The organism is Streptomyces sp. NPDC050121, from assembly GCF_044460385.1.
GTDB lineage: Bacteria > Actinomycetota > Actinomycetes > Streptomycetales > Streptomycetaceae > Streptomyces > Streptomyces soliscabiei.
Window position 1 is genome coordinate 50269 of record NZ_JBITJV010000020.1, and the last position, 23642, is coordinate 73910.

The following is a 23642-nucleotide window of genomic DNA, read 5'->3' on the forward strand; positions in this document are numbered from 1 at the left end:
GGCACGCGGAGCGGCAAACGGGCGCTCCGAACGAGACGTGATGATTTCGCCGCGCAGCTGACCGGACAGGACGCGGAGTACCGGCAGCTCAGGCGCACCACATCGCCACGTTGAGCGTCGGCACGAAGGTCCTCGCCAACCGGTGTCCGGCGAACCCTCCCTCGACTGGAACATCCTTACCGTCGGCACTGAGAGGGCTTCTCGAAACCGAGTAGAGCTGGCCGCACCTCACGGCACCATGAAAGACGAGGGCTCCGGCCACGCAGCCGTTCACGGCCCCGGGTGCTACCGACTGCTCCACCGGCCCCGCCGCGCTCGGACAAGGACGTACGGACCGACCTTCCGTCCCCGGCGTTCCGGTCCTGGGCGTCGACTACACGGCCCATCACGGGTTGGCCTGCGGCGACCCTGGTCTCGGCGGATCCACGCGGATCTGTCCATGGCCCCAGGACGATGTCGCGGTCATAGCCCGATCATCCGGACCTTGCTGCCGCACAGCCGGGTCATGTCATCGACATCCGACGTGAGGATGGCGACCGGGCCAGGCTGACGCAAGGCCGCTTCCGCGACTGTGGCGTCGATCGCGTATTTATGTCCGTGCAGACCGGTTCCCTTGAGCAGTTGGGCCGCCGCCTTGGCCGCTGCCTCCGTGATCGGCTCCACCTTGACCCGGGAGAGCGCCCATTGCAGTCGGGGCAGGTTCGCCCTGGCGTGGCTCGCCTCCACGATGGTGTTGGCGCTGACGACAAGGTCCGCTCCCATGTCGTGGAACACCTGAAATATCGCCAGAACCTTCCGGTCCTGTGCCACCCAGGCCGACAGCCCCTCGCTGTCCAGGACGACGGTCTCAATGTGCCCGCTCACTCGGCGCTCGCGCCGCCGGCGGCCGACGTCGTACCGAAGATCCGCGCCCGCGCCTCGGCCAGCTCTTCCTCGCTGAAGGCCCCGTGCTCGTCTGTGTGGCTGCGCAGATCGGCCCCCAGGAGCTGGTGCCGGATCTGCCTGGCGACCGCTTCGGCCACGTAGCCGGAGATGTTGTCCGTGATCTTCTTCAGCTCCGCCACCTGCTCGGTGGGGAGTGTCACCGTGATGCGTGTGGTGTCAGCCATAGCCGCAAGCATACTGCGGTATGCGCGCTACGTGCTGTCCATTCCCCGCAGTCGGCCCCGTCAGCGGCAGCCGGGGCAACTGTCCGGTCGAGCAGGAGCTCAGCTGGGCAGTTGTGCGACGCGCCAGTTCAGCAGGCCCAGTAGCGGTATGCCTCGATCCATTGCCAGCCCTCGGGGGCGGGTTCCGGCAGCGGCAGGTCCAGAATTCCGATGTCCTGTCGGACCGAACCCCGGGCGCAGCGTGCGACCACGCGTCCGTCCTCGGCCAGATCGACACCGACCACGCTCACCTCGACGCCGAGAACAGTCGTGGTGAACGGCACGGCAAGGCTCTCCTCGATCATCGTGAAGAAACCGGTGAGCTGCTCATCCTCGCCGTAGGCGTCGGCGGTGGCCTCTTCGATCAACGCCTCCAGCGCGGCCGGGGCCCAGGTGCTCATGACCTCACCGTAGCGCTGCACCGCACGGTTGAGGGGCCCGTGTGTTCAGCAGCGGCATATCCGTCGTGGCGCCGTCGCCGGCAGTCAAGCCAAGGCTCGCGGTTGCCAACATGTGCCGTTGCCTGGTGGGGTTCGGTAGTGAGCGCCCCCAGGGGAGGGTCGGCAAGCGACAGGGCGGAAGAGAGTGGCACGAGTCGTCGTACGAGAGCCGAGTACGGGCGCGAGGAGCGTACCGCCGCTGGCCCGGCAGGAAACATCCGCCTTCGTGAGGGAGCTGCTCGGCGCCGGCTGGGCGGCGGTGTTCCTGCCCGGTGAGCCCGCCCGCCTTGGGCGGCTGCTGCTGTGGAAGCCGACCGGGGCAGCAGCCGGCGACAGTATGGCGCCCGCCGGCCTTGAGACCGAGGCGGTGGAGCTGGTCCTGCCGCACGGCCGCTCGGTCAGGCGGCGCAGGGTCGAGGGTTACGCGCTGCCTGTCGTCGTCGCCGTCTCCGCCCTGGTCACTGCGCAGCCGACGCATCCCTCCGGCGCCGCCTGGCAGGCCGCCACTCGCTTCGCGCTGCGGCTGCTCGCCGACGGCCGCCTCCACCCGGCCCTCACCCCCGCCGGTTACGACACCTGGCAGGCGGGTCCCTTCACCGCCGCCCAGCGCCAGACGCTGGACGCCCTGGCCGCCGCCTTCCCGCCACACGCCCACTGCCTGCCCGAGCCTGGCCCTGCTCCGATACGGATCGCCGAACCAGCTGCGCTGGTACGACAGTTCTGCGACGCGGTCGCCGATGATCTGGTCCGTACGCCGGCCGCGCCGCTCGCCATGGGAGCGCTGCCGTACGCCTGGCGCGAGGCCCGCGCCGTGCCCGCCTTGCGTGAATGGGCCGAGGAAACCCAGGCGGCGCTCACCGCCGAGGTCAGCGTCTCCCTGCGCGTCGACGTACCCGATGCACGCCGACGGCAGTTCCGGGCCGTCCTGCAACTGCACACCGCGGCGGACCCGGCGCTCGTCACCGAGGCCGCACGACTCTGGAGCGAGCCGACCGAAGTGGAGCGGCTGCTCGGCCCCCGCGCCGAGACCGAGACCCTGCTCGCCCTACGCCGCGGCGCCCGCGCCTGGCCCCCGCTGCGGAGGCTGCTCGACGATGCCGCTCCCGATCAGCTCCGGTTGACCGACGACGAAGCCTTCGATCTCCTCGGGGACGCCACAGACGCGCTGCGCGCGGCCGGTGTCGACGTGCACTGGCCGCGCGAACTGGTCAAGGCGCTCACCGCGACCGCGGAGATCGGGCAGCGCACCGCCCCCGGTTCCACCGCGGGCGGCCTGCTGGACACCGAGGCCCTCCTCGACTTCCGCTGGCAGATCTCCCTCGGCGGCGAGCCGCTCACCGAGGCCGAGATGGATGCCCTCGCAGAGTCACGCCGTCCCCTCGTCCGGCTTCGCGACCAGTGGGTGGTCGCCGACCCGAAGCTGGTGGCCCGCGCCAAGCGCCGCCGGATGGAACCGCTCACCCCCATGGAGGCGTTGAGCGCCGCGCTGACCGGCGAGGCCGAGCGAAGCGAGATGGGGGTCCCCCCGGCCGGAGGCTGGGGGAGGGACGGTGACCGGGTCCCCTGTGCGGCGGTCGGTGCGCTCGGCGACCTGGTCGCTCGTATCCGCGATCCCGAGTCCCGCATCCCCGTGCCCCAGCCCGCCGCCCTCAGGGCCACGTTGCGCGAGTACCAGAAGCGGGGCCTGGCCTGGCTGGCCGAGATGTGCGCACTCGGCCTCGGCGGCTGCCTCGCCGACGACATGGGCCTGGGCAAGACCATCACCCTGCTCGCTCTGCACCTGCACCGCCAGACCGACCCCACCACCGCCGGCCCCACGCTCGTCGTCTGCCCCACCTCTCTGCTCGGCAACTGGCAGCGCGAGGCCGCCAGGTTCGCGCCTTCCGTCCCCGTGCGCCGCTACCACGGCGGCGACCGCCACCTGAAGGACCTCGCCGATGACGAGATCGTCCTGGTCACCTACGGCGTCCTGCGCCGCGACCGGGAGACCCTCACCGAGCACGCATGGTCGCTGATCGCCGCCGACGAGGCCCAGCACGTCAAGAACCCCTACGCCGTCACCGCCCGTGAGCTGCGCGCCCTGCCCGCCCGCGCCCGCGTCGCCCTCACCGGCACCCCCGTGGAGAACAACCTCTCCGAACTGTGGGCGCTCCTCGACTGGACCACCCCCGGACTCCTCGGCCCACTCACGGCCTTCCGCGACCGCCACGCCCGAGCGATCGAGTCGGGCCAGGACCCACAGGCTGCCGACCGGCTGTCCCGTCTTGTCCGCCCGTTCCTGCTGCGCCGCAGGAAGTCCGACCCGGGCATCGCACCCGAACTGCCCGCCAAGACCGAAACCGACCGCGTCGTACCACTGACCGCCGAGCAGGCAAGCCTGTACGAGGCAGTGGTCCGCGAAGCCATGACGAAGATCGCCGAAGCCGAGGGCATCGCCCGCCGCGGTCTGGTTCTGAAGCTCCTCACCGCGCTGAAGCAGATCTGCAACCACCCCGCCCAGTACCTGCGCCAGTCGACACCGCTGCGCGGCCGGTCCGGCAAGCTCGACCTGCTCGACGAACTGATCGACACCATCACCGCCGAGGGCGAGTCGGTGCTGGTCTTCACCCAGTACAAGCAGATGGCGACCCTGCTGGAGAAGCACCTCGCAGAGCGAGGGGTCCCCACCCTCTTCCTGCACGGCGGTATCCCCGTCACCGCGCGCGAGGAGATGGTGGACCGCTTCCAGCGCGGCGAGGTGCCGGTGTTCCTGCTCTCCCTCAAGGCCGCGGGCACCGGCCTCAACCTCACCCGCGCCACCCACGTCGTGCACTACGACCGCTGGTGGAACCCGGCCGTCGAGGACCAGGCCACCGACCGCGCCTACCGCATCGGCCAGGACAAGCCTGTACAGGTCCACAAACTCCTCGCGGAGGGCACCGTGGAGGACAAGGTGGCGAAGCTTCTCGAGTCCAAGCGCGCGCTCGCCGACGCCGTCGTCGGCTCCGGTGAGGCCGCCCTGACCGAACTGTCCGATGCCGACCTCGCCGAACTCGTCGCCCTGGGGAGGCAGACATGAGCCCTTCGTTTCCCGGCCAGCGCCGCGCGCCCGCCCGCGGCAGGCGTGCCTTCGCCGCGACCTGGTGGGGCCAGGCATGGGTGACGGCCCTGGAGGACTCCACCTTGGACTCGGGGCGCCTGTCCCGCGGACGCACCTACGCCCGCCGGGGCATGGTCGGCGCCGTCACCATCGCCCCCGGCCAGGTCAAAGCCGCCGTCCAGGGCAGCAGGCCCCGCCCCTACCGCTCCGCCGTCCACCTGCCCGTCCTCACCGACACACAGTGGGACACCCTGCTCGACGCGATCGCGTCCCGCGCCGGACACCTCGCGGCGCTTCTCGACGACGAGATGCCCGCCGAACTCGTGGACGACGCCCACCAAGCCGGCGTTCCCCTGCTCCCGCAGCCCACCGAACTCGATCCCGAATGCTCCTGCCCCGACTGGGGACACCCCTGCAAGCACGCCGCCGCGCTCTGCTACGCCATCGCCGCCACCATCGACACCGACCCGTTCGTTCTCTTCACGCTGCGCGGCCGCGGTCGCGAGGAGGTCTTCGCCCAACTGCGCGCACTCCGTACGGCAGCAGAGAAGACGGCCGCCCCACCGGCACCGGCCGGCATCCCGGCCGCCGCCGCGTACGCCCGGTGGGCCGAAGAGTCCCCCGAACTGCCCGAACTCCCGGAACCCGCCGCCCACACCACAGCACTGCCCGTCGCCCCACCACCCGGCACCGGCCTGGCCGCCGCGGACCTGGAACGCCTCATGGCCGACACCACTGCGCGCGCCGCCCGGCTCCTCGCGGGCGACACCGCCGACCTGCACCTGACCCAGCACCAGGACGCCGTCCGCATCGCCGCAAGCAACCCCGGGCCCGAGTGGTTCCACCACCTGATCCAGAACACCGGCACCAGACCCACTGCCTTCGCACGCCTCACCCGCGCCTGGCGCTATGGCGGCCCCACGGGCATCACCGTCGCCGAACAGTCCTACGCCCCCGACCCGACGGTGATGAAGGCCGCCCGCACCGCCCTGGACGCGGCCCTCGCCGAGATGACCGACTCCCCCACCCACCTCCGAACCTGGCGCAACCGCCTCACCCTCATCCACCACGGCATCCAGCTGCGTCTGGGCCCCGACGCCCGCTGGTACCCCTACCTCCAGGACGACGACGGCGAATGGTGGCCCGCGGCACCAGCCGACAGTGACCCGGTCACCGCGCTCACCGCGGTCTGGTCGCAGAACGGGGAGTAACAAGGCGAATCCCCGCTGACCAGGCACCACGAGCAGAAGCTGGACACACTCCCGCTGCTCCACGTCCTTGGTCGCAGTTCTGGTTGCAGTTCGTGTGGCGGGCGTAGCCGGCGGAGTGGGTGCGCTCGGTGTACCGGGTTCCCGGTACGAGTTCGTGGCCGCCCTGCGCCGGCCTGGCGGCCACTGACCTGCGGGGTGGCTCAGCCGCGCCGGAACCAGGGGGTGTTCGGGCGGGAGCCGCGGTCGCCGACCAGGGTGTCCTGGTGGCCGAAGCCGTCGGCGATCGAGATGGTGCGGTACTGACCGCCGTCGTGCTGGACCCAGCACCAGGTCTTGCCGCCGACCTGGTACTTGCCGAGGACGAACCCGATGGAGTCCACGTGGGTGACGCCATTCAGGGACTGCCACTGGGTCAGATCACGGTCGTCCCGGTCGAGCCTGTCCGTGTGGGACGGCTCCTCGGCGACGGAAACGAGCCGATAGCGCTGGCCCTCGGCGGTGGTGTGGAAGAGCCAGTACTGCGACCTGCCGTTGACGTGCTGCATGTCGGGCACCGGGAGGACCGCGTCGACGTGGGTGACTCGGGTGCCTCCGCCCAAGGCCGTCCTCCAGTTCGTGAGCGGCATGTCGCGGCCGCTGGTACGGCTGGTGTGGCGGCTGTTGAGGGCGATCCAGATCCGCCGGTAGACCTGGGTGCCGTTCACGGTGTGGAAGAGCCAGTAGCTGCTCTCGCCGTTCAGGCTCTGCTCGTCCGGCACCGGCCAGATCGCGTCGACCCGCTCCACGCCCTGGAGCGCGTTCCAGGCGGACAGGTCCGCGGGCTCACCGAGGACGATCCCGGTGGCGTCGTCCTTGCCGGTGGTGAGCTGGTCCACTTCCTCGGCACCGGTGCCGACGACCTGGACTTTGTTGCCGGAGAAGACCCAGTACCGGCCCTCGACGTCCAGCCAGGGCAGGATCTCGTCGATCGGGCCGGGCTTGACCTGCGGCTGCGGCCGCTGTCCGCCGTTGGTGGTCTGGCCGCCCGTCACCTCCGCGCCGTCCAGTCGGCCCTCGCCGAGCTTGCGCAGGGTGGAGAGCGAGGGGGTGAAGGCGTAGAGGGAGCCCTCGGTGTGCACGAAGGGCCGGAAGTGCAGCGTGGTGATCGTGGGTTGGCTGCCGCCGGTGTCGGTCTCGAAGGAGACGTCGCCGTCCCCGATCTTGCTCAGGGCGCCGCTGATCATCGGGTCCGGGCCGGGCTTGGGTGTGCGGCCGGGCGGGAAGTTGGGGGTGTTGACCCAGTTCCGCTGCATGAACTCGAACTGGTCGACCAGGTCGGCCTGGTAGCAGATGAAGACCAGGCCGCGCTCCTCGTCGGGGCCGCCTCCCGGGGAGGTGGGGTCGAACGGGGCACCGTAAGGGATGCCGCGGCGGATGATGCGGCGCCGGTCGAGGAGCTCCTCCTCCACCGGCTCGCCGTCGATCAGACCGTCACGCGGATTGGTCTTGCGCAGATGGGAGAAGAGCGGGGTGATCACGCCATTGGGGTCGTTCTTGTAGCTGATGACGTTGTCCGGCTTGATGCTCGGGTTGTCGGTGATCGGGTCCCGTGTGGCGTCGGGGTGGTTGTGGACCGACGCGCCGCACCGCCAGCGGCCCACCAGGCGGGAGGCGAGCCATTCCATCGACGTTTTCGGCCCCACGACCTTGGCGTCCTTGAGCTTCTTCAGCTCGGTGCCGACCTGCGCCCACCAGCCGGGCACATCCTGGCCGAGCCGCCGTACGACCTGGAAGGAGCCGTTGCGCATCCACTCGGGCACCCCCTCGGGCAGGGCGCTGCCCGTGGCACCGAGGACGAAGAAGTCGGCGGAGAGGAGCCGGGCGCCCGGCTCGGGCTTTGCCTCGATGCCCTCCACGTTCGGTTCGCTGACGCCGTCCTTGAAGCCGAAGTGCTCCTTGCCGCCCCGGGGTTGGGGCAGGGTGGCGCCGGACTGCTCGTGGACGGGCACGAGACCGGCCCGGGTGGCGGCATCCTTCTGGCGCGTGAGTTCCTTGTCGTGGTCGTCCTTGAGGTCGGCGGCGACGGTGAGCACGGCGTGCGTGACCTGTTTGTGGTCGTCGCCGAACAGCCAGTTGTCGGGCGCGTTGTTGTCGACATCGCCCAGGGGGCGGGCGCGGCGGGCGGCACCCTGGACGAAGGCGCCGACCGCGTCGATGCCGTCGTTCTCCGGCAGCAGGTCCTGCTTGCCGGTGAGGACCGTCAGACCCGGGTAGGTGAGGCTGAGGCCCACCCAGGTGGCCTTCAGATCGGGGTCGGCGCCCTTCAGGTTGTCTCGGCCCTCACTGAACTGGGCGTTGAAGGCGGCGACTTGCTGGGTCGTGGCCAGGCGATTGTTGTCGACCAGGTCCTTCAGCCAGCTCCGGGCGGCGGCCGCGTCGCCGAAGCGGAGGAAGAGCAGGGTCATGTGGTCTTTCTTGAATCCCGCGAGGATGTCGCCCTGGATCTCGGTGCTGTCGCGCAGCGCCATGGGGAAATCTCCCTTGATGGTGTGGGGACGGGGACGGACTTGGTGACCGGGCGGCCCCGGGGGGCCCGTGGGCTGGGCCGCCCGGGAGTCCGGCGGCGGGGGACGGTCAGGCGCCGGGGCGCAGCTGCACCCAATGGCCGATGCTGGGCACGCCATTGGCGTCCAGGACGTAGAGCAGGTAGTAGCCGGGCGGGGCGTCCTTGACGGACTGCGGGCTCTGCAGGTCCAGCGTGTTGCCGGCCCGCGCGTTGATCTGCAGCTCGATGCGGCGCTGGCTGGTGTCCACCGAGTGGGTGGAGGTGATGGGTGCCATCAGCACGACCTTGCGGGCCAGCCTGGAATTGGTGGTGTCGATCTGGAAGTCGGTGTTGTACCCGATCGGCCCGTCCGGCACGGTGCGCAGTCCTGGCCGCTCGCCGCCCTGGTTCAGATACGGCGGCTTGAAGATCTCGATGGAGCCGTTCATCCCGGACTTGATGTCCGGGTTGTTGGCGATCTCCTGGAGTTCGTCGCCGGTGATCATGATGCGGCCGTCGGGCAGGATCACCGCGTTGGAGTGGTAGCCGCGCGGCAGTCGCTGCTGCGGGCCGAGCTTCCAGGTGCCGTCGGCGCCGCGGATCTCGGTCTGCCGCCAGAAGTCTTCGGCGTTGGGGTTGTACTCGCCCTTGCCGTAGTCGCGGATGTCGAAGGCGCCGTTGACGGTGAAGAGCCGGCCGTCGGGGAAGATCAGCGTGTCGTCCTGGGTGCGGCCGAAGGCGCGTGAGGTGTCCTCGTTCCAGGTGCCGCCGGAGAACTTGTACGTCTTCGGGTTGTTGCGGTCGCCGCCGAGGATCAGCGCCGAGTCGGGGCCGTTTCCCGGGGTGGGGTTGGGCAGGGCCACCGCGGAGCCGTATTTGCGCTCGCCGCCGTCGGGGCGGTTGGGCAGCTTCTGGCTGGTCTCGCCGACCGGATCGAAGGCGTACTGCTGGTCGTAGGCGCGCCCGAAGCCGTAGATCCTGCCGTCCCGCAGGGAGAACAGGTGCGGATAGTCGGTGGAGTAGTCGGCGTTCACCGGCCACTTGTCGAGCTGCTCGTTGTCCGGGACGCTCGAATGGTCGTACGACACGGCGGTGTTCTTTGCCGGGAAGCGCTCGATCGTCTTGGAGAGCTTGCCCCAGCCGATGTCGCCATGGCCGGAGGTGATGAACTGCCGGCCGTCGGCGCCGGTGACGACCGACGGGTACCAGCGGCCCTCGGCCATGTCCTGCTGCCGGTGCCAGGTCTCGGTCCAGGGGTCGAAGACGAGGGCGAGATGGGCGCCGCTGCCGTGGTTGCCGCCCAGGTTGCCGCCGAAGATGCCGACCATGCCGTTGGGCAGATAGGAGTGGCCCGCGCAGAAGATCGGGGCGGGCCGCGGCTCGTTCAGGCCGTCGTCCATGTCGACCACGGGCGGCGGTACGGCCTTGAAGGTGCCCGCGCCGGTGTCGTCGTCGGCGGCGGGCGGCGTCCAGACGTAGGCGCGGCCCGCGTTCTGACGGCCGATGACCTGGGTGGGCGCGGTCTCCATGTTCGGGTTGTCCTCGACGGCCTCGAAGGAGAACAGCAGCACCTTGCCAGTGGGGAGCAGAGCGACGTGGTCGCCGTAGTCGGGGCTCTTGATGTACTGCTTGAACTCGCCGAACTGGGCGGCCGAGAAGGCCGCGTTCGCCGCCGCCTGGGAGTCGGTGTGCTCCTTCAGGCTGCGCTTGCGCATCGGATCCGGATAGCCGGCGTCGACAGCGCGCAGGCCGATGCGGTCGCGGGCCAGTTCCTCGGCACGGGCCCGGCCGAGCGCCTTGACCTCGTCGGGGCGGACCTCCTTCGCGATCTGTTCAGGGGTGATGTGCACGCCGCCCGCAAGGGGCTCGACGACGTGCCGGGCCGGCGCGGTGGAGCCGAGCGCGATGGGGGCGGTGACGGACAGGACGAGCGCGGCGCAGCCGGCCGTGAACGTCCATCTCCGGCTGCGGGGGATCCCTCTGCGGGACATGGGACTCCTCGGGGGAACACGGGACGCCGTGCGCGGCGCGGGGCAGCACAAAGTGACCACGTAGAGTGACGAAACGCGAGTAGTCAATCACGCTACGTAGCGATTGGTGGGCGTCTGCTCGTGAAGATTGACCGTTCTACCCCGATAGGCGGTAACGCTGCGTGTCCAATGCAGCAGGGCCGGACCGGCGGGCTCCAATGGGCGGGCTCAGTCCCCTCCCCCTCTTCCCAGGAGCCTCAGCATGACCACAACCACCCGTGTCCCCCTCGCCGCGGCGGGGGCTCTCGCCCTGCTCGGCTGCACCGTCGCACCGGCGGCTGCACTCGCCGACTCGCCGCAGCCGCCCCGGCATATCGTGGGCGAGCTCATCCCGGGCGGCGCCGACGGCACCCGCCACGAGGTGTTCTGCCCCGACACCCAGCACGTCTACGGCGGCGGCTTCAGCCTCTCCGCCCGCAATGGCACCCAGCTCTCCGAGGACGCCGCTGCCGACGTGCAGGAGAACCGGCCGAACGACAACGCCACCGGCTGGATCGTCACCGTGCACAAGATCACCTGGTGGCAGCGGCCACGGCACGGGCAGCGCGGCCCGGCCGGCGGGGACAAGAAGAAGGGGGGCGACGCCGGTCCGGCCGATCTGACGATCCACCTCACGTGCAGCGACGACACGGAGATGCACGGCATGTGACGGATGACCGCCGTACCGGGTGCGCTCAGTTCAGGAACGCCGTCTCGATCCGGCGGCGCACCGTCCGCGGACGCATCCGGTGCAGCCGCTCCACGGTGTCGGCGACCTGCTGCGGGCCGCCCACCGACAGGAACTTCCCCCGCACCGGCTCGGCATGGCCCGCCCTCCGGCCCGGCTGCGCCGACCGGGGTCAGCCGGGTGCGGGAGACCGTACGGCCGTCCGTCAGCCGCACGGTGTCCCGGGTGGACCGGGAGAAGCCCCGGCCGTCCGCCTGCAACGCGGCCACCAGATCGCCCAGTTCGTCCCCGCCGAAGCCGTGCGGCCACGGCACGGCCGGCTCCCCCGCCTCGCGCACCGCCTCGCCGAACGGCCTGTCGGACAGGAAAAGTTCGCGGGTCATCTCGCCAGTCGTGCTCCAGCCGGATCCGCTTCGCCGACGCCCACCGACCGGGGTCGTCCGGATACGGTTGCGAGAAGTCGTCCACGCCGGGGACGCGACGACCAGTGCGGCGGACACACCCAACGTGAAGTACCCGTAGACCGCGCTTACCCCGAGCGGGACCGCCCCGACGGCGCCAGGTGCGCATGAGCGACCTGGACTCCCTGCAGCACGTGAACAACGCCCGGCTGCTGGAGATGATCCAGGAGCCTCAGCGTTCGATCCGTACCGGCTTCGTCTCGCTCACCTGGTCGATGTCCGACACCCGCACCGTCGCCTTCATCTCCCAGGTGCCGGGGATGGGGAGGTTGACGGCGGCGGCGCCCCAGTAGCCGCCCTTGTCGGTGACCTTGGCGTCGATGGGGCCGATGTCCTGATCGGGCAGGCTGAAGGACAGACGCAGCTCGGGGACGCTCACGAAGCCGCCGTCGGGGCCGTAGACCACGGCCTGCAGCCCGTTGTCGCCGACCCGGCCCGGGTCGAGGGTGACCTGCACCTTGCCGCTGACGGTGCCGACCCGGGGGGTGTCGATCTCGAAGGGGATGTTGGTCACCGAGGCCACGGGGAGCCCGGCCGACTGCTCCGCCGTAGCCGCCTCGGCCGCCGCCCGGCCCGGAAGAGTGCCCGTCAGCACGGTGGTGAGGACGAGTACGACGACGGAGACCGCGACCTCCGCCAGCACGGAACGACGCAGCGCCCGGCGATGGGCGTCCTCGGCGGGGGTGAGGGCCGACCGCTTGGCGGGGGGCTTCTCAACGGCAGGTACCTCGACGGAAGGCTTCTCGGCGGAAGGCTTCTCAGGGGAAGGCTTCTCGGGCAGCACCAAACCTTCCGCCCGTCCGGTGGACGATTGCGCGGCCGATACGGCCGCCCGTCCCCCCACCGGCTGCGGAACCCGTGCTTCCTTCTGCTCGTCAGCCGTCTCGACCGCCACGTTCCCCGCCGTCCTTTCCGTCGCCTCCGTCGCCTCCGTCGCCTCCCTGGCCTCCCTGGCCTCCGTTGTCTCCGTTGCTCCCCTCGCCCCTCTTGTCGCCGTGGTCACCGTCTGGCGTGAGCGCGCGCCCGCCGCCAACAGCAGCGTCACCATCGCCAGTTTGGCGAGCAGGACCCGGCCGTACGTCGTGTCCGTCAGCGCGGACACGGAGCCGACGCCGCGCCAGGACTGGTAGACGCCGGTCACCACCAGGACCGTCACCGACCAGCCCGCCAGCCGGGAGAAGCCGTTGACGACGCGCCCCGGGACGGACGCGCGGTAGAGCAGGGTGAGCAGGGCCGTCAGACCGCCCAGCCACACCGCCATGGACAGCAGGTGCAGGACCGAGGACGTCATCGCCGCCGGGACCTGGATGCCGGCCGAGGCGTGTTCGGCGGCGGCCCAGGTCAGGGCGAGGCCCACCGCCAGCACGGCGCCGGTCAGGAGCACCGGGCGCGACGGCTGCTCCCCCTTCCGCTCCTTCAGGAGCCCCCGCTGCCGCAGCAGGAGGACCGCGGCCGCCGCCAGCAGCGCGAGGCGCGCCACCAGGGCCAGGCCCGGACGGGTGCCCAGCGTGCGGGTCAGGCCGGCCGGGTCGAGCACCTCCGCGGGGCCGGCCCCCGTCTCGTAGGGGCCGCGGAGCAGCAGCAGGAACACCGTCGACACGGTGAGCGCCCACCAGCCGGCCAGCAGCAGCCCGCGCAGCGGCCGGATGTCCGGCGGCCGGCAGACGGCGACGAAGGCGGCCGTGCCGATGAGCAGGGCGGCGGCCAGGTAGGCGACATAGCGGCCGATGTTGAAGAGGCCGCTGGTGGCCGAGTTCTCCACGGAGGTGCTGGGCAGGGCCGGCGGGATCGCGGAGGGTTCGCCCACGGAGAAGGTGAAGGCGCCCGCGATCGGGTGGCTGTCGGCCGACACGACCCGCCACGCCACGGTGAACGTGCCGGTGCCCAGCTTGCCGGGCAGGGTGATCCGCGCGGTGTCCGCGCGGCCGTCTGCGTGCTCGCTCTTGCCGGTCTTCAACCGCTGGTTGTCGGGGTCGAAGACGCGGAAGGAGTCGTCGAGCAGGCCTACCGACTCGGTGAAGGTGAGGGTGATGGAGCCGGGGGCCGTCTTGACGACGCTGCCGTCGGCGGGGTCGGCGCTGCGGAGGGCCGCGTGCGCCGAGGCCGGTCCGCCGCCCAGGAGGAGCAGGACCAGCACGGTGCCCAGCAGCACCAGCCCCTGAAGTCTCCTTCGTCCGCGCCCGTGCCACTCACCCCCGTGCCGACCGGCGCCGCCTCGGCCGCCACCGCCGTGCCGTCGTCCGCCATCGCGCCCTTCGCTCACGTCAACCGCTCCGTACCGCTTGAGACTCGAGACTCGCGTGCTCGGTGATACGTACGCATGCACACGGCATCCGGTTCACCCGGGTCACTACGTCGGGCGCGCCGACGCCCGGCCGTCCGGCCTCTCGGGAGGGGTGATCGGGGTGATGGGAGGCGATCGGGGTGATGGGCGGCGATCGGGGTGATCAGAGTGATCGCTGAGGTCACTCCGGGAACGCTGTCTCCCGGCGCAGGAAGGCGAGTTGGGCCTGTTTCTCGGGCAGGTACACGTCCGGGAGGTCGATCTCCGGGAGTGTGACGCGCGGTCCGGCCTCGAATCCCTGCCGCAGGAAGCGGGCGATCGCCTTCTCGTTGCGCACGTCCGGGTCCACCACGATCCGCCGCCGGTCCAGGCCCAGCAGCACGTACGACGCGAAGGTCCCCATCAGCGCCGCCGACCAGCCGGGCCGTGCGCCCCGCTCGTGCGCCGGCGCGATGAGCACGTGCACGCCGATGTCGCCGGGCTCGACCTCGTAGACCTCGCCGACCCGGTCCTCGGTGGGCTCGTAGGTCTGGAGGAGGGCGACCGGGACGCCGTCCAGCTCGGTCAGGAAGGCGTGGTGGGTGTCCAGGGTGTCCATGTGGGCGTAGATCTCGGCGACCTGATCCCGTGTCAGGCCGTTCATGCCCCAGAACACGGCCCGCTCCTGGCTCACCCAGCCGTGGACGACGTCCGCGTCGCGCTCGGCGTCGAGGGGCCGCAGGCGGACGGTGCCGAAGCCGTCGGCCGCCTGCTCGTGCACCGGGGCGTGGGGAAGGCGGGGGTCAGGCATGGTCGCTCTCCTTCGTAAGCTGCGCCCAGTCCGTGACGACCGGGGCCAGTTCGCCCCTGAGCCACAGGGGGAGCTGGTCGTGGTGGTGGGGGTGGTCGGGCAGGCCGGACGCGCCGTACGGCACGACCCACAGGCTGTCCTCGCGGCGCGCCAGGTCCCACACGTAACGGGCGGCCGGGCCGCGTGCGGCGAGGTCGGTCCAGCCGGGAACGGCCGAGGTGCACAGCACGCAGTCGTGGTCGCCGGAGAGGGCGGGGGCCTGGTCCGAGGGGTCGGGGAGCGCCCGCCAGGGGGCGAGGCGGTGGGTGTCGCCCCAGCGGGCGGTCGGCTCCGGCCGCTGCCGGGCGACCTCCTCCAGGGCCTGCCGGACCAGTGCCGGGCGGTCGATGCCGTACAACTTCTCGGCGCGCAGGAGGTGTTCCAGGGCGAAGCCGATGCGCGGGAGGAGGGCCAGCCAGGGGAGGAAGACCTCCGGGTAGGCGGGCGGGGTCGTCAGGGGAGCGAAGGCCGGGTGCGCGGCGAGGCGGCGGACGAGGGCGCTGCGCAACGCCGCGAACCGGCCGCTTCCCGGCTGTCGGCGTCCATGCGGCGGTTCCAGCGCAGGAGGCGGTCGCGGAGTTCGGCGGCGGGTGCGGTCAGGTCGTCGAGGGCGGCCAGGCGGTCCAACAGGGGTGCGGCGGAGGCCAGATGCGTGTCCGTGTGGAGGGCCGGCATGTCGGACGCGGACCAGGCGCGCTTCTCGTCCAGCAGCGCCCGGATGCGGTCGGCGCGGTGCGGGGCAGCGAACTCGACGCCCAACTCGGCTGCCGGCCCCCGCTGGTTGGCCATCACGGCGACGCCGTCGATGAGTCCCGCGCGGGGCATCTCGTACCAGCCGGTCCACTCGTGGCCGGGTTCCCAGGCGGGCACCAGCCGGGTGCCGTTGGCCTCGGCGCGCCGCGGCACCCGGCCCGCGACCCGGTGCAGCAGGCCGCCCTCGGTGTCGGCGGCCTGGACGACGTTTACGGGCTCCACCCAGAGGTCGACGGCCCGGTCCACGTCGGCGACCCGGCGGGCCCGGAGCAGCGGCAGTAGGGCGCTGAACCCCAGGTCGGAGGTGACGCGGGGCGGGTGGCACAGGCTCAACGCGAGCGGGGTGCCGTCGTCGAGGCCCTCGGGCCCGCCGGCGACGACCGGGCCGCGTTCCGTCTCCAGGACCTCGACCTCGACGGTCTCCTCCCCGGCGACGCGCACGAGTTCGGTGTGCCGGGCGACCCGCCGCCAGGTGCCGTCCGGGCCGAGCGCCTGCACTCCCGCGCCCGTGCGGCGCAGACGTTCGCGGTAGAGGTCCTGGTAGTCGGCCATGGCGTTGGTGATGGCCCAGGCGACCGTGCCGGTGTGGCCGAAGTGCGCGATGCCGGGGACGCCGGGGACGGCGAGGCCGACGACGTCGAACTCGTCGCAGGCGAGGCGTATCTGCTGGTAGACGCCGGGGTCCTCGATGAAGCGGTGCGGGTCGCCGGCGATGACCGGCTGCCCGGTGACGGTCCGGGAGCCGCTCAGCAGCCAGCCGTTGCTGCCGGAGGTGCCGGGTCCGTCGGTGGCGAACAGGCCGACCGCGTCGGGGCCGAGACGGCGGGCGGCCTCCTCGCGCCACAGCTTGGCGGGGAAGCCGGCGAAGAGGATGTGGGTGGACAGCCAGACGGCGAGCGGGGTCCAAGGCTCCCAACGGCCGGGGGCGAGACCGACCCGCTCGAACTCGGGAGCCACGGTCGCCGCCGACCACTCGCCGACGCCTCCCTCCCCGTCGGCTTCCTCGCCGACGAGCCCCTCGTCGACGAGCCCCTCGTTGACGCCTTCGGCGTACGCCCGTACCCAGTCCGCCGTCTCCGGGTCACGTCTCTCCAGCTCGTCGAAGCAGCGTCTCGCCGTGTCGTCGAGGCGCACGCGGCGCGCGAATCGGTCCCAGGGGAGGGCCTCGGGGCCGAGGAAGGAGGCCGAGGTGCCCCGCGCGCGGTGCCGTTCGACCTCCAGCTGCCAGGCGCGGTCTCGGGCGGTGACCAGCCCCTGGAGACGGGCGAGCGCGCGGGCGTCGGCGGCGCGCAGATGCGGGACGCCCCAGGCGTCGCGGTAGATCTCGGCGGTCACCTGGGACCCCTCTTCGCTTTAGGTTAGCCTTGCCTAATCAGCCCTGCCGGAATCGTACGCGAGGCGTGAGGACCCGGCTGCACACGCCGGAGCACTGGCGCGCAAGCGGAGCGCACAAGCGGGATCATCGACGCATGGACGTCACCCTGCACCTCTCCCAGGACCCCGAGGCCGACGAGCTCCTCGGCCGCTCCCCGCTCGCCGCGCTGGTCGGGATGCTGCTGGACCAGCAGGTTCCGATGGAGTGGGCGTTCAAGGGCCCCCGGACGATCGCCGACCGGCTCGGCGCCGACGACCTGGACGCCCACGACATCGCCGCCCAGGACCCGGAGGCCTTCGCCGCGCTGCTCTCCGACAAGCCGGCCGTGCACCGCTATCCCGGCTCCATGGCCAAGCGCATCCAGCAGCTCTGCCAGTACCTCGTCGAGCACTACGACGGTGACGCCGGCGCCGTCTGGGACGGCGTGGCCACCGGCGGGGAACTCCTCAAGCGCCTCCAGGACCTGCCCGGCTTCGGCAGGCAGAAAGCGCAGATCTTCCTGGCCCTGCTCGGCAAGCAGCTCGGCGTGCAGCCGACGGGCTGGCGGGAGGCGGCCGGCGCGTACGGCGAGGAGAAGTCCTTCCGGTCCGTCGCTGACATCACCGGCCCGGAGTCACTGGCGAAGGTGCGGGCGCACAAGCAGGAGATGAAGGCGGCGGCGAAGGCGGCGAAGGGTTAGACCCCCAAGGGGCTGGACCCCCAAGGGGCTGGACCCCCAAGGGGCTGGACCCCCAAGGGGCTGGACCGCCAAGCGGCAGGGCCGCCAAGGGGCAGGCGACCGTGGGGCAGGGAGGCCGTGGGGCAGGCCGGCCGTAGGGCAGGCCGGCCGTAGGACGGGCCGACCGCGGGACGGGCCGGCCGTGGGACGGGCCGACCGCGGGACGGGCCGGCCGTGGGACGGGCCGGCCGTGGGACGGGCCGGCCGTGGGACGGGCCGGCCGTGGGACGGGCCGGCCGTGGGACGGGCCGACCGCGGGACGGGCCGACCGCGGGACGGGCCGGTCGTGGGACGGGCCGGTCGTGGGACGGGCACTCAAGGGGTAAGTCGTGTGGCCCGCCCGGGTGGCGGGCCGTCGCCGCCGGGTCTGAGCTGGGGACATGACCGAGCCACCGACCGGCCCCTCCTGGAGCCGGGAGTACGACGACCGCAAGGTCCACACCCAGCGGCACGGCCACGAGCCGGAACCGCCCTTCGAAGGCCCGCTGCACGCCCTGTCCCGCGCCGCCTGGCAGATCGTGCTGCTCACCGGCATCGCCTCGCTGATCCTGGGCGTCCTGGTGCTGGTCTGGCCGGGCGCCTCGCTCTTCGCGGCCGGCGTCCTCTTCGGCCTCTACCTCGTGATCAGCGGCGTCTTCCAGCTGGTGTCCGCCTTCGGCACGCTCCCCCACGCTCGAACAACCTCGCGCGGGGGGACCCCCATGACCACCTCGCTGCGCGTCCTCGGCTTCATCAGCGGCGCGCTGTCCCTTCTGCTGGGCCTGTTCTGCTTCCGCGGCCCGATGCAGTCGATCCTGCTGCTCGCCCTGTGGATCGGCATCGGTTGGCTGATCCGCGGGATCACGCAGACCCTGGCCGCCGTCTCCGACACGTCCATGCCGGCCCGTGGCTGGCAGGTCTTCCTCGGGATCGTCACCTTCGTCGGCGGGATCGTCCTGATCGACTCGCCCTTCGAGTCGGTCGCCGTGCTCACCCTCGTCGGCGGCATCTGGCTGGCGGTCGTCGGCGTCGTCGAGATCGTCACCGCGCTCAGCATCCGCGGCCGGGCCCGCCAGGTCCCGCGCGCCCTCTGAACACGCCCCCCTGCTTCCCGCGCCCCCTCCTCCGAAGGGGTGATTCTCGCGCCCGGCGTGCTGAACGCCGGGCGTGTCGCGGGGAGATGACCTGCCATGAGCACCGTACGCAGCCACTCCCGCAGCCACGCCTGGCTACGGGTGCTCGTCGTGCTCCTCGCCCTGCTGATGCCGGGCGCGCCCGCGGAACTCTCCGCGCCGGCGACCGCGGCCGCCGGGACCATCGAGTACGACGTCCTCGACACGGTGCTGCGACCCGCCCCCTGCGCCCACCGTCCCGTCGCACCCCTGCGCCCCGCCCCGCTCCCGGCCCCTGCACCCGGTGACCCGGCCGACCGGCCGCTCCCCGCGCCGCCGAGGCCGTCGTACGCCCTGCACACGCTGCGCACCGTGGTCCTGCGCTGCTGACCGGTCCCCTGCCCCGAGACCAGTCAGCACGACGTGTACGAGCAAGACGTGTACGACGCAAGGAGCACAGCCATGCCCACCGACCCGTACGCGGTCCTGCGCGCCCTGCTGCGCGCGGAGGCCGTCCGCAACACGCCGAAACCGCAGGTGAAGGAACCGATCCCGCAGCCGCCCCAGGAGAAACGGGACCACTGACCGGACGGCGCAGGCGGCACCCGGCGGGCAACCGCCCGCCCTGCCGCCTCCGCCCGCCCTGCCGCCTCCGCCCGGCCTACTGCCTCCGCCGGGCCGTGCCGGAGAGGGAGCAGGTGATCTCGCGGCCGATCTGGGTGCCGACGGACCGCGCCAGGGACTTGAACATTCCGCTGCCGACGACCTGTTCGCCGACCGACGGCCCCTCCTCGGCCCTCGCCTCCTGCGACTGCTTCGGCTGCTTCGGGTGCTTCGGATGCTTCGGATGCTTCGGATGCTTCGGCCGTGGTGGCCGCTCCGCGGGCGTGGCCGCCAGCTTCTCGAACGCCGATTCTCTGTCCACAGCCTGTGCATACCGTTCGTAGAACGGCGATCCCCGCACCGCGCTGTCGAGGGCCGGGCCGTCCCCCGGGCCCATCAGTGACTCCGGGATGCGCAGCCGGGTCGCGGCGACCGGGGGGCGGGGCGCCCTTCTCGCTGAGGACCGTGACGACGGCCTCGCCGGTGCCGAGCCCGGTGAGGAGTTCCTCCAGGTCGTAGGCGGACTTCGGGAACGTCTTCACCGTGGCCTTGAGGGCCTTCTGGTCGTCCGGGGTGAAGGCCCGCAGGGCGTGTTGGACACGGTCGCCGAGCTGGGCGAGGACCTCGCCGGGAACATCCCTGGGTGTTTCAGTGACGAAGAACACTCCTACCGCTTTCGAGCGAATCAGGCGCACGGTCTGCGTGATGGCGTCGAGGAACGCCTTCGAGGCGTCGTCGAAGAGCAGGTGTGCCTCGTCGAAGAAGAAGACGAGCTCCGGTTTGTCGGCGTCGCCGACCTCGGGGAGCTGCGGCTTGTCCTGGACGGCGGGCAGTTCGAGGACCGACACGATCCCGCGGCCGTCGGACGCCGTACGCAGGAACTCTGCGGTGTCGAATGCCGGCTCACCGAAGAAGCTCGCCCCCGCACCCTGTCGTTTCACAGCGCCCGGCGCCGAGACCCCGGACAGGTCCCTCTTGACGTCCGCGAGGAAGACCGGCACACCCTGCGCGGAGAGCTGCTCGGCGATCAGCTGGAGCGTCGTGGTCTTCCCGGTGCCGGTGGCGCCCGCGACCAGGCCGTGCCGGTTCGGCATGGGGAGCGGGATGCGAACCGGGGCGTCGGGCAGGCACGTGCCGTCCCACAGCAGCGCGCTCAGTCGAGGGCGGGGCCGGCGAAGGCGTACCCGGCGGCGATGTCACCGACGCTCGTCCACTCGCTCACCGGCAGACCTCGTTCCGTTTTACCCCCGTTCATCACGTCTTTTCCAGCGTTGCACTCCGTCTCCATGGCTGCGCCCGGAACGTCTGGACCGGTAGGCTTTCCGTGTGATCTTCAAGCGCATCGGAAACGGCCGGCCGTACCCCGACCACGGCCGGGAAAGCACCCGGCAGTGGGCGGACGTCGCGCCGCGCCCGGTCCGCCTCGATCAGCTGGTGACCACCAAGCAGCAGCTCGACCTGGAAACCCTGCTCGCGGAGGACTCGACGTTCTACGGCGACCTCTTCGCGCATGTCGTGAAGTGGCAGGGCGACCTGTACCTGGAGGACGGGCTGCACCGCGCGGTGCGGGCGGCGCTCCAGCAGCGACAGGTGCTGCACGCCCGCGTCCTCGAGCTGGACTGACCTGCGCCGCGCACCCGGCTGAACCGCTGGCTGAACCCCCGGCCGCACCCTCGGGTTGACCCGTTCGGGTGCTTTCCCGTGCCCCGCACGGTGTCGGATGATCGTTTATTAGTCACGGCCGCCCGGGCGCACTACGCTGCGGCCATGAGCATGCTGACTCCCCCCGGCATGGGCGGTAAATACCGGATCACGGGGGACAAGTACCCCCGCATGCGCCCCCACCGGCGACGCGGCAGGCTGGTCGTCGTGGTCGTCGCCTGCGGTGCCGTGCTCGGCGTCGCCGGCTGGGGCACCCTGCAGCTCATCGACGTCTTCACGGGCGGCGGAGGGACGGCCACGGCGGCCGGCGCAGGCTGCTCCGACACCACCAAGGCAAGCCCCGCGGCCTCCGGATCCGCCGCAGCGGGCGGCGCGGGCGCCCGGACGGGTGCGGCTTCGGGCACTGGTTCGGGTTCGGGTGTCGGCTCGGTTCCCAAGCCCGCGCAGATCACCGTGAACGTCTTCAACGCCACCACCCGCAGCGGCCTCGCCAAGACCACCGCGGACGAGCTGAAGAAGCGCGGCTTCAAGATCGGCGACGTGGGCAACGCCAGCAAGCAGTACGACAAGAAGGTCGCGGGCACCGGGATACTGCTCGGCCCCGCGTCCTCCCTGAACACCTCGCTGCCGGTCCTCGCCACCCAGCTCAGCACCGCCGAGCGCCGCACCGACGCCGCCCGCACGGGCCCGACCCTCGACCTGATCATCGGCAACGGCTTCAAGGCGCTCACCAGCCAGGCGGACGCGACCAAGGCCCTCACGGCCCTGTCCGCACCGCAGCCGACAGTGGGCACCGGCACGAAGAAGGCCTGCTAGCAGCCCCCTGCTCAGCCGCTGCCCACCCACCCCGCCGGTCAGCCGGCGGTCAGCGACAGGGTTACTCCGCCGCGCCGTACAGCCGGTCGCCCGCGTCTCCGAGGCCCGGGACGATGTAGCCGTGCTCGTTGAGGTGGTCGTCGACGGCCGCCGTGACGACGGTGACCGGGGTGCCCGCGAGCTCGCGCTCCATGATCTCCACGCCCTCCGGGGCGGCGAGCAGCACCACGGCCGTCACATCGTCGGCGCCGCGCCGGATCAGCTCACGGATCGCGGCGACCAGCGTGCCGCCGGTGGCCAGCATCGGGTCCAGGACATACACCTGGCGGCCCGAGAGGTCCTCCGGCATGCGCGTGGCGTACGTCGACGCCTCCAGCGTCTTCTCGTTGCGGATCATGCCCAGGAAGCCCACCTCGGCGGTCGGCAGCAGCCGGACCATGCCGTCCAGCATGCCGAGGCCCGCGCGCAGGATCGGCACCACGAGCGGGCGCGGGTAGGAGAGCTTGACGCCGGTGGTCGGGGCGACCGGCGTCTTGATGTCGACCTGCTCGGTGCGCACGTCGCGCGTGGCCTCGTAGGCGAGCAGGGTGACCAGTTCGTCGGCCAGCCGGCGGAAGGTCGCGGAGTCCGTGCGCTGGTCGCGCAGCGTGGTGAGCTTGTGGGCGACCAGAGGGTGGTCGACGACGTGGAGACGCATGTCCACAACAGTAACCGGGCCGAACCCGCCCGGCGTCCCCACACACAGTGAGCCTCTCCCCCCGGCTTCGGCCGTTCGCTGGCATCAAACCGCCCGTCGGAGGGAAAGTGAGGGAAAGATATGGAGACGGACCGGGGTACCCGGGGTGGTGTGCTGATGCCTGACGTGCCCGACCTGCCCGACTCGCCGGACCGCGACGCGCCGGAGACGCAACCGCCCGAGTCCGAGTCCGAGCGCCGTCGGCGCCGCGCCCGGTTCCTGCGCGAACTGGCCGAAGCCCGCGAACTGCGCGACCGGGTCCAGCCCCGCCGCGCGAAGACCGCCCGCCTGCGCCACGCGATGCGCATGCGCACGTTCCGCTGGTAGCCGCGCGGCAGCCGTTGCCGTACGGGACTTGGGGCATACGGGGAAGATCGCCACCGTCATGGGCGTCCCATGGGGTGGGCGTGCGTGGGTCCGCGGGAAAGCCGCGTACGATCCGCTGGTGGCGGCAACGAGTGTGCTGGTGAGTCGCGCACGGACGACCTCACGTACGTGCGATCAAAACCACCGGACACAGGGAGCCGAAGACGTCCCCTGAACGCCTTGTTTCTGCCACGATTCCGAGTGGGTGGGGCTCGGAGCCTGAGCTCTCTCTCCGCCCGTAACCTCCGCCGGGGGGACCCCCAACCGGCACGCCTATGACCAGTGGGAGAGTCACGGTGTACTTCGCCGCACTGCTCGCGCGCACCGAAGACGGGTGGGAAGCGAGCGACACAGAGCTCGACGATGTGGAGACCCTGTCGGATCTGGCCGACCTGGCCCGGGAAGCCTCTCCCGACGAGGACACGGTGCTCGTGCTGATCGAGCAGGAGGACTCCTGGTTCGGGGTCGTCCGCATCGACGGCGAGGAGGACCCTCGCATCTTCGTCTCCGACGCCGCTGCCGCAGCCCGCAGTTCGTACGGCGAGATCCTGCTCACCGACGAACTGCTCGGAAGGGATCCGGATGACAACGATACGGATCTGGACGCCCTCGACCTCGACGGCACCGAAGACGGTGAGGACGAGGACGAGGACGAGGACTCCGACGACCCCCAGGGGGGCGGCTCCGCCGAGGCCGTGCCGCACGGGCCGGTCGGCGACGCCGCCATCCTCGACGACCTCGGCGTCGGCGAGAAGGAACTGAAGTCGCTGTCCGAGGACGCGCTCACCGAGATCGCCGACGCCCTCGGCGCCTCGGAGGTCCTGGAGACCGTCCGCTGACCGCACCACA

20 protein-coding genes and 2 pseudogenes are annotated in these 23642 nt (G+C 71.6%); 11 read left to right on the forward strand and 11 right to left on the reverse strand.

What is annotated here, in order from left to right:
* Positions 1 to 462: 462 nt before the first annotated feature.
* From ACIBTS_RS27785 to ACIBTS_RS27795, 3 genes are all read right to left on the reverse strand, one after another.
* On the reverse strand, positions 463 to 864 hold the full coding sequence (locus ACIBTS_RS27785) for a DNA-binding protein (RefSeq protein ID WP_399322939.1): 402 nt from the start codon (positions 862 to 864) through the stop codon (positions 463 to 465).
* On the reverse strand, positions 861 to 1109 hold the full coding sequence (locus tag ACIBTS_RS27790; RefSeq protein ID WP_399322941.1) for a hypothetical protein: 249 nt from the start codon (positions 1107 to 1109) through the stop codon (positions 861 to 863). The genes ACIBTS_RS27785 and ACIBTS_RS27790 overlap by 4 nt, the downstream gene beginning before the upstream one ends.
* Before the next feature lie 128 nt (positions 1110 to 1237).
* The gene (locus ACIBTS_RS27795; protein WP_399322942.1) at positions 1238 to 1549 is read right to left on the reverse strand and encodes a hypothetical protein; all 312 of its coding nucleotides are present in this window, start codon (positions 1547 to 1549) and stop codon (positions 1238 to 1240) included.
* A gap of 265 nt (positions 1550 to 1814) precedes the next feature.
* Here ACIBTS_RS27795 and ACIBTS_RS27800 point away from each other — a divergent pair, with 265 nt between their 5' ends.
* Both ACIBTS_RS27800 and ACIBTS_RS27805 read left to right on the forward strand, forming a co-directional pair.
* A complete protein-coding gene (locus tag ACIBTS_RS27800; RefSeq protein ID WP_399322943.1) occupies positions 1815 to 4646 on the forward strand; it encodes an SNF2-related protein in 2832 nt (943 codons plus the stop codon).
* Positions 4643 to 5878, forward strand: a complete 1236-nt coding sequence (locus ACIBTS_RS27805) for an SWIM zinc finger family protein (RefSeq protein ID WP_399322945.1) — start codon at positions 4643 to 4645, stop codon at positions 5876 to 5878. Before ACIBTS_RS27800 ends, ACIBTS_RS27805 begins: the two co-directional genes overlap by 4 nt.
* A 200-nt stretch (positions 5879 to 6078) precedes the next feature.
* Here the strand turns inward: ACIBTS_RS27805 and ACIBTS_RS27810 are convergent, their stop codons facing one another.
* Both ACIBTS_RS27810 and ACIBTS_RS27815 read right to left on the reverse strand, forming a co-directional pair.
* The gene (locus tag ACIBTS_RS27810; protein ID WP_399322946.1) at positions 6079 to 8385 is read right to left on the reverse strand and encodes a Dyp-type peroxidase; all 2307 of its coding nucleotides are present in this window, start codon (positions 8383 to 8385) and stop codon (positions 6079 to 6081) included.
* A 106-nt stretch (positions 8386 to 8491) separates the two neighbouring features.
* Positions 8492 to 10393 carry a galactose oxidase-like domain-containing protein gene (locus tag ACIBTS_RS27815; protein WP_399322948.1) on the reverse strand — a complete coding sequence of 634 codons (1902 nt, stop codon included), beginning with the start codon at positions 10391 to 10393 and terminating at the stop codon, positions 8492 to 8494.
* A gap of 241 nt (positions 10394 to 10634) precedes the next feature.
* Here ACIBTS_RS27815 and ACIBTS_RS27820 point away from each other — a divergent pair, with 241 nt between their 5' ends.
* Positions 10635 to 11081: a hypothetical protein gene (locus ACIBTS_RS27820; protein ID WP_399322949.1), complete on the forward strand. Its 447-nt coding sequence runs from the start codon at positions 10635 to 10637 to the stop codon at positions 11079 to 11081.
* A gap of 586 nt (positions 11082 to 11667) precedes the next feature.
* A pseudogene (locus ACIBTS_RS27825) lies at positions 11668 to 11721 on the forward strand (hypothetical protein); the annotation flags it as partial.
* A gap of 11 nt (positions 11722 to 11732) precedes the next feature.
* Here the strand turns inward: ACIBTS_RS27825 and ACIBTS_RS27830 are convergent.
* From ACIBTS_RS27830 to ACIBTS_RS27845, 4 genes are all read right to left on the reverse strand, one after another.
* Positions 11733 to 13712, reverse strand: a complete 1980-nt coding sequence (locus ACIBTS_RS27830; protein ID WP_399322950.1) for a copper resistance CopC/CopD family protein — start codon at positions 13710 to 13712, stop codon at positions 11733 to 11735.
* A 313-nt stretch (positions 13713 to 14025) separates the two neighbouring features.
* Positions 14026 to 14634 (reverse strand): GNAT family N-acetyltransferase, encoded by a 609-nt coding sequence (locus ACIBTS_RS27835; protein WP_399322952.1) that lies wholly within the window; start codon positions 14632 to 14634, stop codon positions 14026 to 14028.
* Positions 14627 to 15181 (reverse strand): penicillin acylase family protein, encoded by a 555-nt coding sequence (locus tag ACIBTS_RS27840; protein WP_399322954.1) that lies wholly within the window; start codon positions 15179 to 15181, stop codon positions 14627 to 14629. The genes ACIBTS_RS27835 and ACIBTS_RS27840 overlap by 8 nt, the downstream gene beginning before the upstream one ends.
* Positions 15127 to 16761: a penicillin acylase family protein gene (locus tag ACIBTS_RS27845; RefSeq protein WP_399322956.1), complete on the reverse strand. Its 1635-nt coding sequence runs from the start codon at positions 16759 to 16761 to the stop codon at positions 15127 to 15129. Before ACIBTS_RS27845 ends, ACIBTS_RS27840 begins: the two co-directional genes overlap by 55 nt.
* Before the next feature lie 134 nt (positions 16762 to 16895).
* Between ACIBTS_RS27845 and ACIBTS_RS27850 the strand changes: the two genes are divergently transcribed.
* From ACIBTS_RS27850 to ACIBTS_RS27860, 3 genes are all read left to right on the forward strand, one after another.
* A complete protein-coding gene (locus tag ACIBTS_RS27850) occupies positions 16896 to 17480 on the forward strand; it encodes an HhH-GPD-type base excision DNA repair protein (RefSeq protein ID WP_399322957.1) in 585 nt (194 codons plus the stop codon).
* A 419-nt stretch (positions 17481 to 17899) separates the two neighbouring features.
* Positions 17900 to 18592: an HdeD family acid-resistance protein gene (locus ACIBTS_RS27855; RefSeq protein WP_399322959.1), complete on the forward strand. Its 693-nt coding sequence runs from the start codon at positions 17900 to 17902 to the stop codon at positions 18590 to 18592.
* A 96-nt stretch (positions 18593 to 18688) separates the two neighbouring features.
* Positions 18689 to 19000: a hypothetical protein gene (locus ACIBTS_RS27860; RefSeq protein ID WP_399322961.1), complete on the forward strand. Its 312-nt coding sequence runs from the start codon at positions 18689 to 18691 to the stop codon at positions 18998 to 19000.
* Between the two features lie 271 nt (positions 19001 to 19271).
* Here ACIBTS_RS27860 and ACIBTS_RS27865 read toward each other — a convergent pair.
* Positions 19272 to 20468: pseudogene (locus ACIBTS_RS27865) on the reverse strand (helicase HerA-like domain-containing protein).
* 71 nt (positions 20469 to 20539) lie between these two features.
* On the opposite strand from ACIBTS_RS27865, the gene ACIBTS_RS27870 reads away from it, so the two are divergent.
* Both ACIBTS_RS27870 and ACIBTS_RS27875 read left to right on the forward strand, forming a co-directional pair.
* Complete coding sequence (locus tag ACIBTS_RS27870; protein WP_004943146.1) at positions 20540 to 20836, forward strand: type II toxin-antitoxin system VapB family antitoxin; 297 nt, start codon at positions 20540 to 20542, stop codon at positions 20834 to 20836.
* 168 nt (positions 20837 to 21004) lie between these two features.
* Complete coding sequence (locus ACIBTS_RS27875) at positions 21005 to 21691, forward strand: LytR C-terminal domain-containing protein (protein WP_399323073.1); 687 nt, start codon at positions 21005 to 21007, stop codon at positions 21689 to 21691.
* Between the two features lie 61 nt (positions 21692 to 21752).
* On the opposite strand, the gene upp is transcribed toward ACIBTS_RS27875, so the two are convergent.
* Positions 21753 to 22388 carry a uracil phosphoribosyltransferase gene (upp, locus tag ACIBTS_RS27880; RefSeq protein ID WP_079661289.1) on the reverse strand — a complete coding sequence of 212 codons (636 nt, stop codon included), beginning with the start codon at positions 22386 to 22388 and terminating at the stop codon, positions 21753 to 21755.
* Positions 22389 to 22544: 156 nt separating this feature from the next.
* Between upp and ACIBTS_RS27885 the strand changes: the two genes are divergently transcribed.
* Both ACIBTS_RS27885 and ACIBTS_RS27890 read left to right on the forward strand, forming a co-directional pair.
* Positions 22545 to 22754, forward strand: a complete 210-nt coding sequence (locus ACIBTS_RS27885) for a hypothetical protein (protein WP_399322962.1) — start codon at positions 22545 to 22547, stop codon at positions 22752 to 22754.
* A 335-nt stretch (positions 22755 to 23089) separates the two neighbouring features.
* Complete coding sequence (locus ACIBTS_RS27890) at positions 23090 to 23632, forward strand: hypothetical protein (protein ID WP_399323075.1); 543 nt, start codon at positions 23090 to 23092, stop codon at positions 23630 to 23632.
* The last annotated feature ends 10 nt before the right edge of the window (positions 23633 to 23642 follow it).

What these genes read in the sequence shown, in the direction of transcription:
- ACIBTS_RS27790 (WP_399322941.1), bottom strand. Translation starts at nt 1,109, where the DNA reads ATGGCTGACACCACACGCATCACGGTGACACTCCCCACCGAGCAGGTG.
- ACIBTS_RS27795 (WP_399322942.1), bottom strand. Translation starts at nt 1,549, where the DNA reads ATGAGCACCTGGGCCCCGGCCGCGCTGGAGGCGTTGATCGAAGAGGCC.
- ACIBTS_RS27805 (WP_399322945.1), top strand. Translation starts at nt 4,643, where the DNA reads ATGAGCCCTTCGTTTCCCGGCCAGCGCCGCGCGCCCGCCCGCGGCAGG.
- ACIBTS_RS27810 (WP_399322946.1), bottom strand. Translation starts at nt 8,385, where the DNA reads ATGGCGCTGCGCGACAGCACCGAGATCCAGGGCGACATCCTCGCGGGA.
- ACIBTS_RS27815 (WP_399322948.1), bottom strand. Translation starts at nt 10,393, where the DNA reads ATGTCCCGCAGAGGGATCCCCCGCAGCCGGAGATGGACGTTCACGGCC.
- ACIBTS_RS27820 (WP_399322949.1), top strand. Translation starts at nt 10,635, where the DNA reads ATGACCACAACCACCCGTGTCCCCCTCGCCGCGGCGGGGGCTCTCGCC.
- ACIBTS_RS27835 (WP_399322952.1), bottom strand. Translation starts at nt 14,634, where the DNA reads ATGCCTGACCCCCGCCTTCCCCACGCCCCGGTGCACGAGCAGGCGGCC.
- ACIBTS_RS27850 (WP_399322957.1), top strand. Translation starts at nt 16,896, where the DNA reads ATGGACGTCACCCTGCACCTCTCCCAGGACCCCGAGGCCGACGAGCTC.
- ACIBTS_RS27855 (WP_399322959.1), top strand. Translation starts at nt 17,900, where the DNA reads ATGACCGAGCCACCGACCGGCCCCTCCTGGAGCCGGGAGTACGACGAC.
- ACIBTS_RS27860 (WP_399322961.1), top strand. Translation starts at nt 18,689, where the DNA reads ATGAGCACCGTACGCAGCCACTCCCGCAGCCACGCCTGGCTACGGGTG.
- ACIBTS_RS27875 (WP_399323073.1), top strand. Translation starts at nt 21,005, where the DNA reads ATGGGCGGTAAATACCGGATCACGGGGGACAAGTACCCCCGCATGCGC.
- upp (WP_079661289.1), bottom strand. Translation starts at nt 22,388, where the DNA reads ATGCGTCTCCACGTCGTCGACCACCCTCTGGTCGCCCACAAGCTCACC.
- ACIBTS_RS27885 (WP_399322962.1), top strand. Translation starts at nt 22,545, where the DNA reads ATGCCTGACGTGCCCGACCTGCCCGACTCGCCGGACCGCGACGCGCCG.